The 10000-nt window shown below is 62.5% G+C and carries 5 protein-coding genes, 2 tRNA genes and 1 rRNA gene; 4 read left to right on the forward strand and 4 right to left on the reverse strand.

The window, feature by feature from the left end; all coding sequences use genetic code 11:
* Positions 1–353: 353 nt before the first annotated feature.
* Positions 354–1139, reverse strand: a complete 786-nt coding sequence (locus AC5ZG1_RS27940) for an MOSC domain-containing protein (protein ID WP_496134681.1) — start codon at positions 1137–1139, stop codon at positions 354–356.
* Positions 1140–1366: 227 nt separating this feature from the next.
* Here AC5ZG1_RS27940 and clpB point away from each other — a divergent pair, with 227 nt between their 5' ends.
* Entirely contained in the window at positions 1367–4006 is a 2640-nt protein-coding gene (gene clpB / locus AC5ZG1_RS27945; protein ID WP_456643529.1) for an ATP-dependent chaperone ClpB, read from the forward strand.
* 62 nt (positions 4007–4068) lie between these two features.
* Here the strand turns inward: clpB and AC5ZG1_RS27950 are convergent, their stop codons facing one another.
* The 3 genes from AC5ZG1_RS27950 to AC5ZG1_RS27960 form a co-directional block, all read right to left on the reverse strand.
* Positions 4069–4323: a hypothetical protein gene (locus AC5ZG1_RS27950; protein ID WP_028169118.1), complete on the reverse strand. Its 255-nt coding sequence runs from the start codon at positions 4321–4323 to the stop codon at positions 4069–4071.
* 77 nt (positions 4324–4400) lie between these two features.
* A complete protein-coding gene (locus AC5ZG1_RS27955; protein WP_028169119.1) occupies positions 4401–4760 on the reverse strand; it encodes an SPW repeat protein in 360 nt (119 codons plus the stop codon).
* Between the two features lie 100 nt (positions 4761–4860).
* Positions 4861–6876: a peptidoglycan DD-metalloendopeptidase family protein gene (locus tag AC5ZG1_RS27960; protein ID WP_496134682.1), complete on the reverse strand. Its 2016-nt coding sequence runs from the start codon at positions 6874–6876 to the stop codon at positions 4861–4863.
* A gap of 899 nt (positions 6877–7775) precedes the next feature.
* Between AC5ZG1_RS27960 and AC5ZG1_RS27965 the strand changes: the two genes are divergently transcribed.
* From AC5ZG1_RS27965 to AC5ZG1_RS27975, 3 genes are all read left to right on the forward strand, one after another.
* Positions 7776–9264, forward strand: a 16S ribosomal RNA gene (locus AC5ZG1_RS27965).
* A 228-nt stretch (positions 9265–9492) separates the two neighbouring features.
* Positions 9493–9569 (forward strand) — tRNA-Ile (locus AC5ZG1_RS27970).
* Between the two features lie 110 nt (positions 9570–9679).
* Positions 9680–9755, forward strand: a tRNA-Ala gene (locus AC5ZG1_RS27975).
* Positions 9756–10000 lie beyond the last annotated feature (245 nt).

Genomic DNA, 10000 nt, shown 5'->3' on the forward strand with positions numbered 1-10000 from the left:
CCCGTGCTTTTTGTTGCACGGGACCCACGGGTGCAACCAGCACCCGGCTTTCCCTGCGCCCTCTGTTCAATGAGAGGCGAAACGAACGCAAAGCTCGGGCAGGTCATGCCGCGAGAATGCGAACTGCTGCTTCCTCACACTCCATCGTCATGCCCCGCGAAGGCGGGGCATCCGGTAACCGGCCGGCCTCTCGGCTCAAGCACCGCCGTCTCTGGAATACTGGATCGTCCGGTCAAGCCGGACGATGACAGCGGAGAGGCTGTTTGAAACTGAATCGGAATTGTAGGATGGGTAGAGCGGAGCGAAACCCCTCATTCGCGCGGCTTGCTCCGTCGCGAGGGGGTTCGCTTTTACTACAACAGCTCCGGCTGCTCCGCTGCGATCGCGTCCCCGACCGCCACCGCGCCATCCGCGACCACCTCGGCATAGACGCCGCATTCGTTGTGGCCGAGGCGCTGCATCAGGGTGTGCGGGATGGTGAGGTCGCGCGCGCCGGTGTCGGGATCGACATTGACCGCGGCGCAGCGGGTGATGCGCTTGACCACCTTGGCCCGTGCGCTGCCGATCGCGATCGTCTGGTCGAGCAGCTCGAATTCGTGCCAGGCCGGCCAGCCCTCGACATAGAGGTTGGCGCGGAAGCGCAGCGGATGCACGGATTGCCCGACCATCTCCTCGATCGCGCGCAGGCTGTTGAGGTTGATGATCGAGACCACCTTGCGGGCGACGTCGGAGAAGCTGTGACCGGGGCTGGTCAGGACCTTTGGCGGTCCCTTGATCTGGCCGGCATGGTGGAGTGCGAAATACTGCTCGATCGCGGCGCGCCCGGCGGCCGTTTCGAGGTCGCCCTGAGCCACCATCTCGCCGTTCCGGCGCAGGGTCAGGACGTGGCTGCCGTCGTCGAATTCGGCACGGAGCGGCACCAGCCAATCGTCCCGCTGCAGCATCAGGAAATGCGGCTTCGGCAGCCATTTGGGCTCGGCGGGATCGAAGCCGCTCGGTCCGTTCTCGATGGCGTAGCGGCGATCGGACAGCAGCGTCTGGCCAGCCTTGAGCTCGGCCCGCGGCAGCGCCTCGGGCGTCAGGCCTTTGACGGGATAACGGTAGATGCCGGCGATCTCTGGGGATGAAGCGGAGGACATCAGGCCTTTTAGGAGATTTTCATCGATCGGGCCATACAACCTTACGAAATCATTGCGGAAAGCTCTTCCGTTTCGGAAGCCAAATGCCCACATTTGCGTCAAGCCTGAAATGAGGGCGACGACCGCCGGCAGGTTGACCGACGTCAACACAGCCGGGCGGAAACCCAATGAAGATGCCTTCACAGTGCCTGCGGGGCTGGGAAGGCAGGCCGAGGGAAAGCAAAGTTATGAATATCGAAAAATACACCGAGCGGGCGCGCGGCTTCATCCAGTCGGCGCAGTCGCTTGCGGTGCGCGAGGGGCACCAGCAGTTCTCGCCGCTGCATCTGTTGAAAGTGCTGCTGGACGACAGCGAAGGCCTTGCCGGCGGTCTGATCGATCGCGCCGGCGGCAATTCCCGCGCCATCCTCAAGGCAACCGAGGATGCGCTTAACAAGCTGCCGAAAGTGTCGGGCAGCGGCGCGGGGCAGGTCTACCTTTCACCCGAATTGGCGCGGGCATTCGATGCGGCCGAAAAGGCGGCGGAGAAGGCCGGCGACAGCTTCGTCACCGTCGAGCGTCTGCTGCTCGGGCTTGCGCTCGAGAAGAACAGCGAGGCCGGCTCGATCCTGAGCAAGGGCGGCGTCACCCCGCAGAACCTGAATGCGGCGATCGAGTCGCTGCGCAAGGGCCGTACGGCCGATAGCGCCACCGCCGAGAACGCCTATGACGCGCTGAAGAAATATGCCCGCGACCTGACCCAGGCCGCGCGCGACGGCAAGCTCGATCCGGTGATCGGCCGCGACGAGGAGATCCGTCGCACCATCCAGGTGCTGTCCCGCCGCACCAAGAACAACCCCGTCCTGATCGGCGAGCCCGGCGTCGGCAAGACCGCCATCGTCGAGGGCCTGGCGCTGCGCATCGTCAACGGCGACGTACCGGAGAGCCTGAAGGACAAGCGGCTCTTGTCGCTCGACCTCGGCGCGCTGATCGCGGGTGCAAAGTACCGCGGCGAGTTCGAGGAGCGGCTGAAGGCCGTGCTGCAGGAGGTCACCTCGGCCGAGGGAACCTTCATCCTGTTCATCGACGAGATGCACACGCTGATCGGCGCCGGCAAGGCCGATGGCGCGATGGACGCTTCCAACCTGTTGAAGCCGGCGCTGGCCCGCGGCGAGCTGCACTGCATCGGCGCGACCACGCTCGATGAGTACCAGAAGCATGTCGAGAAGGATGCCGCGCTCGCCCGCCGCTTCCAGCCGATCTTCGTCAGCGAGCCGACGGTCGAGGACACCATCTCGATCCTGCGCGGGTTGAAGGACAAGTACGAGCAGCACCACGGCGTGCGGATCGCCGATTCTGCGCTGGTGGCGGCCGCGACCCTGTCCAACCGCTACATCACCGACCGCTTCCTGCCCGATAAGGCCATCGACCTGATGGACGAGGCGGCGGCGCGGCTGAAGATGCAGGTCGATTCCAAGCCGGAAGAGCTTGATACGCTGGACCGCGAGATCATCCGCCTCAAGATCGAGCAGGAGGCGCTGAAGAAGGAAAGCGATCTGGGCTCGAAGAGCCGGCTGCAGGCGCTGGAGAAGGAACTCGTCGATCTCGAGGAGAAATCGGCAGCGCTGACGGCGCGCTGGAGCGCGGAGAAGAACAAGCTTTCCAACGCCCAGAAGCTGAAGGCCGAACTCGACGCGCTGCGCGTCGAATTGGCCAACGCCCAGCGCCGCGGTGAATTCCAGCGTGCAGGCGAGCTTGCCTATGGCAAGATCCCGGCACTGGAGAAGCAGCTCGCCGATATCGAGGCCAGCGAGAACCAGGGCGCGACGATGGAGGAGGCGGTCACCGCCAACCACATCGCGCAGGTGGTCTCCCGCTGGACCGGTGTTCCCGTCGACCGGATGCTGGAAGGCGAGAAAGAGAAGCTCCTGAAGATGGAGGATGCGCTCGGCAAGCGCGTCGTCGGCCAGGCCGAGGCGGTGCGTGCGGTCGCGACCGCCGTGCGCCGCTCGCGCGCCGGCCTGCAGGACCCGAACCGGCCGATGGGCTCGTTCATGTTCCTAGGGCCCACCGGCGTCGGCAAGACCGAGCTGACCAAGGCGCTGGCTGAGTACCTCTTCAACGACGAGACAGCGATGGTCCGCCTCGACATGTCCGAATACATGGAGAAGCACTCGGTCTCGCGCCTGATCGGTGCGCCTCCGGGCTATGTCGGCTATGACGAGGGCGGCGCGCTGACCGAGGCGGTGCGACGGCGGCCCTACCAGGTGGTGCTGTTCGACGAAATCGAGAAAGCGCATCCTGATGTCTTCAACGTGCTGCTGCAGGTGCTCGACGACGGGCGTCTGACCGATGGTCAGGGCCGCACGGTCGATTTCCGCAACACGCTGATCATCATGACCTCGAACCTCGGTTCGGAGTTCCTGGTGAACCAGCCGGAAGGCGAGGATACGGGCGCGGTGCGCGAGCAGGTGATGGCGACGGTGCGGGCGCATTTCCGCCCCGAATTCCTCAACCGTGTCGACGAGATCATCCTGTTCCATCGGCTGCAGAAGAGCGAGATGGGTCGGATCGTCGAGATCCAGTTCGCGCGGCTGCAGAAGCTCCTGGAGGATCGCAAGATCACGCTGACGCTGGACGCGGCGGCGCGCGACTGGCTGGCCGCCAAGGGCTGGGATCCGGCCTACGGCGCCCGCCCGCTGAAGCGGGTGATCCAGCGCAACCTGCAGGATCCGCTGGCCGAGATGATCCTGGCTGGCGACGTCAAGGACGGCGACCAGGTCAAGATCTCGGCCGAGGGCAACGTCCTGACCTTCAACGGCAAGGCGCAGCAGACCGCAGAGGTCGCCCAGTTCGACGCGCCGGTAGCGAAGCGCAAGCTGAACTAAATCATGAAACGATCGAAGCCCTCTCCGCGGCCCGGCGGAGAGGGCTTCGAGTTTGGGGGAGGCTATTCCTGCGTCACTGCCGGGCCGACATCGTCCTCGTCGCTTGGCTCGAGTTCGGAAAGGATGTCCACGAGCTCGCGGGCGCGGCCGGTCGCAAGCGGTTTGCCGGCGTTCATCAGCGGCTCGTCATTGGCCAGCCAAGCCTGCGCCTCCGCCAACTCGTCGACGGTGGCGCCCGTCGCGATGATCTTGGCGATGGTGACATCGTCGATCTGGCCGACCGCCTTGACGACGTCATCGCGTGTGATGTGCCTCATGTCCGGTACCCTCTACGCGAAACAAGGCCTCCACCCGCCGTCATGGCGGGCAGGGACCAGAGTAAGACAGCCCTCGATCAGCGGCCTGTGGTCAGCCGTGGCGGGTGCTGCGACATCATCCAGAGCTCGATTGCAGCCAGGATCGCCACCGCCGCGCCGATCACCACATGGACCGTCATCGCGGTGGTGCCGTGGAAGCCCAATACCCAGGGCGACACCAGGGCCCACAATCCGACGATCAGGTTCAGCCACTCCTCCCACACCGCGAACGCCGCCAGCGCCGCGATTGCAAGGACCGCGATGACGATGCCGGTGATGTAGGCGTTGGTGGAGACGGTTCCGGCGGTGAAGCCGAACAGCCACGGCGACAGCAACAGGATCGCGCCGAGGATCAGGTTTGCGACGTCGCACAATTTCGCGTTCGTCCAATTCTCCATGACACCCTCCGTTGGAGGTTTCGTGCATCCCTGAAACCGAGCTGATGCCCTCCCGGTTCCACGGCCGCCGCGGCAAATTTGCTTGATTTGACGGGGGAGATCAGCGGTTGCTGACGGGGCGCGAACCGGTCGAGCCGGTGGCGTCGGAGACGATGCGGGAGCTGCCGCGGCTGCTCATCTGGGCATCGATCCGGTCGCGCTCCTTCTCGAAACCTGCCAGCATCGAGCCCTCGAGCGAGCGCCCGCGCGGCAGCTTCACGCGCATCGGGTCGACGAAACGGCCGTTGACCAGGATCTCGTAATGGACGTGGGCGCCGGTCGACATGCCGGTCGACCCGATAAAGCCGATTACCTGGCCCTGGTGGACGCGCTTGCCGGCTTCCATGCCCTTGGCGAAGGCGGACATGTGGCCGTAGGCGGTCTCATAGCCATTGTTGTGCTTGACGCGGACATACTTGCCGTAGCCGCCCTCCCAGCCGACCTTTTCGACCACGCCGTTGCCCGACGCGAAGATCGGGGTGCCGTAGGGGGCCGCCCAGTCGACGCCGGTGTGCATCTTGACGTAGCCGAGGATCGGATGGCGGCGGCCGCCGAAGCCGGAGCGCATGATCGCGTTGTTGACGGGCTTGCGCACCAGGAACTTCTTCGCGCTCTTGCCGGTCTCATCGTAGTAGTCGACCACCGAATCGTCCGGCGTCTGGAACCGGTAGTATTTCTTGGTCTCGCCGCCGACCGTGAGCGCGGCGTACAGCACCTCGGTCTTTTCGCTGCTCGTTACGCCTTCGTCCTCGCCGGCGTAGAAGACGTCGAAGCTATCGCCGGGCTGCACCTTGCGCTGGAAGTCGACGTCATAGGAATAGATGCGGACCATGTCCTCGATGACGTTCTGCGGCACCTTGTTGCGCAGCGCGGTTTCGTAGATGCTCTGATAGAGCCGTACGCCGCTGCCATCATCCTCGTCGTCATCGTCGCTGTTGTCGGCGGTGTCGGACACGGTGTTCAAGCTCTGCACGTCGACGGCGACATATTTGCCGATGTCCGAGAGTGCTGCGACCGCTTCGACCTGGGCGTCGTTGGCGACGATCACGCGATAGGGCTGCAGCCGCGCTCCCGGGGCCGGATTTGCCGGCGCCATCAGGATGCGCAGCTTCTGGCCTTCCTTCAGGCCGCCATCGCGGCCGCGGGCGCCGAGCATGGCCGCGATCGCCTTGGCCTCGTCGGCTGTCGCGCCCATGTCGCGCAGCACCGAGGTGACGGTGTCGCCCTTCTTGACGATATGCACCCGCTCCCCGGTCGGGTTGCCGCCGGTGACCTGCTCCTTGGTCTTCGGCAGCAGCGTGACGTTTTCCGGCACCACGCGGGTTTCAAAGCCGGCATAGGGATCGGAAACGTTGCCCTCTGTGGCATAGGCGAGCTTGAGGTCGGGCTGCGCGCCGCCGACATCGGCGGTGGCATTGGCCAGCGTATAGCGGACGCCGCCGTTATTGCCGCGCCAGTTGGCCGCGTCACGCACCCGCATCAGGATCTCGTCGAGCGCCACCCCCGCGGCGATCTTCGCCTTCGGTAGCACCTGCCCCAGATCCTTGGTGACGAATGAGACCTCGGCGTCGGGCTCCACAGCCTCGGGGTTGTTCGGATCGTCCGCCGCCGCGGTCTGATTGGTGCCGACATCGGTCAGCATGCGCTGGGCGTTGAACGGCGGGATCTTGGCCGAAAGATCGCTTGTCGTCATCGACAGGTTGCCGGAGATGCGAACATACGGCCGCACCCGCATCACGTCGCGGTTGCCGACGCGGGTCACCGTCGATACCCGCACCACGTTGCGCGAGGCGCTTGATTCCGACGGCGGCGGCAGGCGGTCGCTCTTGTGCAGGGTGGCGGCACGGTCATTGGCGCTGATGGCACCGCGCAGCGCGCCCTCGACCCGCTCCGGGAGCTTGGCAAAGGTCATCTCGCCGTCGAGGGACGCAAAAACGGCGCCGCCGATCAAGGCCGCGCCGCACAGGCCCGTGAGGATCGTGCCGCTGAACCACTGTACGGAAACACGGCGGCGGTCGATCACCGCAGCCTCCGAGCCGTCAACCGACAGCGGCGGCTCGTGACCGAGATCGATCATCCCGGTCTCGCGTCCAAAGCCGCTCCCGCGTGACGCCCGTTGGCTCAAACCCGTGTCCCCCCAAGTTCCATCAGCATACGACGAGACTTCCGCACTCCCTTGCGCCCGCATTCGCCCTAGCGGGGCGATCCGGCAGTACGGCGCGTCACATACAGCAACATTCGTGAATTATCGAAGGCCGATGGCCAACCACAATCTCGAATGCCAACGATGTGTAAATCTCTCGATGTTGCTCGGCCGCGTGGAACTGGCGACGGATTCATCGAAATCGTCAGTCCCTTGGTAGAGAAACCACCGGCAGCCCCCACTGGCATCCGGCGATTCATTTTGCATAACTAATCGTCAGAACGTCGCAGGATTGTGGCTCAAGTACGGCGTAAAGTCCCGAAAAATCGAGCAATTCTGCGCATCAGAAGAATCTGCACCTGATGCGACGATTTGTTGACAATGGCCGTTGACAAGCCGGATTGGGCCGGCCTATAAGGCGGCCACTGAGCGCGGCGCTGCATTGGCCCGGTGGCCAAGGCAAGCTTTCGCGCCCTTGATGCTCCTCACTTTGATGAGTGACTCAACAGCCGACGTAAATCGGTTGGGGATTCGCCGTCGGGTGAAGAGGGTCGGAACCCTCCTAAGGGTGTGAGGTCTTCGGATCTCGGGCTGTTTGACAAGTGAAGATGAAGAAAGAGAAACGTGGACGGCGGAGTCCTTGCGGGTCTCGATTTTGAAAACCTCGGTTTTCCCGATCGGGACCGGACGAAAGACTTCGGCGGTACACGTTTTGAATAAGGTTACACCATGGCCTCTTCATTGAGGTCAGGTCGCCAGCGATGTGAATCGCTGTGCGATTTCGGTGTGGACCTCGTCAAACGTTGTGATCAGCCGGTTCAAAGTTTCAAGTCCAACTTGAGAGTTTGATCCTGGCTCAGAGCGAACGCTGGCGGCAGGCTTAACACATGCAAGTCGAGCGGGCGTAGCAATACGTCAGCGGCAGACGGGTGAGTAACGCGTGGGAACGTACCTTTTGGTTCGGAACAACACAGGGAAACTTGTGCTAATACCGGATAAGCCCTTACGGGGAAAGATTTATCGCCGAAAGATCGGCCCGCGTCTGATTAGCTAGTTGGTGAGGTAATGGCTCACCAAGGCGACGATCAGTAGCTGGTCTGAGAGGATGATCAGCCACATTGGGACTGAGACACGGCCCAAACTCCTACGGGAGGCAGCAGTGGGGAATATTGGACAATGGGCGCAAGCCTGATCCAGCCATGCCGCGTGAGTGATGAAGGCCCTAGGGTTGTAAAGCTCTTTTGTGCGGGAAGATAATGACGGTACCGCAAGAATAAGCCCCGGCTAACTTCGTGCCAGCAGCCGCGGTAATACGAAGGGGGCTAGCGTTGCTCGGAATCACTGGGCGTAAAGGGTGCGTAGGCGGGTCTTTAAGTCAGGGGTGAAATCCTGGAGCTCAACTCCAGAACTGCCTTTGATACTGAAGATCTTGAGTTCGGGAGAGGTGAGTGGAACTGCGAGTGTAGAGGTGAAATTCGTAGATATTCGCAAGAACACCAGTGGCGAAGGCGGCTCACTGGCCCGATACTGACGCTGAGGCACGAAAGCGTGGGGAGCAAACAGGATTAGATACCCTGGTAGTCCACGCCGTAAACGATGAATGCCAGCCGTTAGTGGGTTTACTCACTAGTGGCGCAGCTAACGCTTTAAGCATTCCGCCTGGGGAGTACGGTCGCAAGATTAAAACTCAAAGGAATTGACGGGGGCCCGCACAAGCGGTGGAGCATGTGGTTTAATTCGACGCAACGCGCAGAACCTTACCAGCCCTTGACATCCCGGTCGCGGACTCCAGAGACGGAGTTCTTCAGTTCGGCTGGACCGGAGACAGGTGCTGCATGGCTGTCGTCAGCTCGTGTCGTGAGATGTTGGGTTAAGTCCCGCAACGAGCGCAACCCCCGTCCTTAGTTGCTACCATTTAGTTGAGCACTCTAAGGAGACTGCCGGTGATAAGCCGCGAGGAAGGTGGGGATGACGTCAAGTCCTCATGGCCCTTACGGGCTGGGCTACACACGTGCTACAATGGCGGTGACAATGGGAAGCGAAGACGCAAGTCCTAGCAAATCTCAAAAAGCCGTCTCAGTTCGGATTGGGCTCTGCAACTCGAGCCCATGAAGTTGGAATCGCTAGTAATCGTGGATCAGCACGCCACGGTGAATACGTTCCCGGGCCTTGTACACACCGCCCGTCACACCATGGGAGTTGGTTTTACCTGAAGACGGTGCGCTAACCGAAAGGGGGCAGCCGGCCACGGTAGGGTCAGCGACTGGGGTGAAGTCGTAACAAGGTAGCCGTAGGGGAACCTGCGGCTGGATCACCTCCTTTCTAAGGATGGTCCTTCAGAGAGCTCACGCTCACTATCGGATCGTTTTAGAAACATCTCGGGGCCAATCGATCGCCAGATCGCTTGAGCTCCATAGGCGGGATTTCGCCGTCTTCGTTTCTCTTTCTTCGCGGACGAACACGCGCCAGGGGCTAGAGCGCTGTGCGATGCATCGGCGAAAGCCGGTTGCGCGCGAGCGGGTTCCTAATCCTTTGTAGGATGAGCGTTAGGGGCTTGTAGCTCAGTTGGTTAGAGCGCGCGCTTGATAAGCGTGAGGTCGGAAGTTCAAGTCTTCCCAGGCCCACCAGCCTTCGCGCTTCGCTGCTTCGGTTAGGCAGGCCCCTTCGAGACGAGGCTGCCGCGCCGTAGCCTTGGCGAAGGCGGGCTAAATCAATCGGGCATTCGTCTTCTGGTTACGGGGCCATAGCTCAGCTGGGAGAGCGCGTGCTTTGCAAGCATGAGGTCGTCGGTTCGATCCCGTCTGGCTCCACCAGCCTTCGCTGGCGGATCGCCAGCTACGGCTCGGCAAGCCGACCAAAGCGAAGGCTGCCGCGTCGAAGCTCGAAGACGGGCTGGCGCCTCGACTGAAGCATCATCGTCCGCGAAACATCAATTCGCACACGCAGTCCGGATGGACGCGGTGTGCGTGTTATCTGACATCGTAAAGAGGAGATCGATCCAAGTTTGGGATCTGCGGAGCAATTCGCGGGTGCTCATTCACTATCTCCAGATCATTTT

The sequence above is a fragment of the Bradyrhizobium sp. Leo78 genome (assembly GCF_059512425.1).

Bases quoted from the DNA above. Each gene is read 5' to 3' on its own strand.
- AC5ZG1_RS27960 (WP_496134682.1), bottom strand. From the start codon at position 6,876: ATGATCGATCTCGGTCACGAGCCGCCGCTGTCGGTTGACGGCTCGGAG.
- AC5ZG1_RS27940 (WP_496134681.1), bottom strand. From the start codon at position 1,139: ATGTCCTCCGCTTCATCCCCAGAGATCGCCGGCATCTACCGTTATCCC.
- clpB (WP_456643529.1), top strand. From the start codon at position 1,367: ATGAATATCGAAAAATACACCGAGCGGGCGCGCGGCTTCATCCAGTCG.
- AC5ZG1_RS27950 (WP_028169118.1), bottom strand. From the start codon at position 4,323: ATGAGGCACATCACACGCGATGACGTCGTCAAGGCGGTCGGCCAGATC.
- AC5ZG1_RS27955 (WP_028169119.1), bottom strand. From the start codon at position 4,760: ATGGAGAATTGGACGAACGCGAAATTGTGCGACGTCGCAAACCTGATC.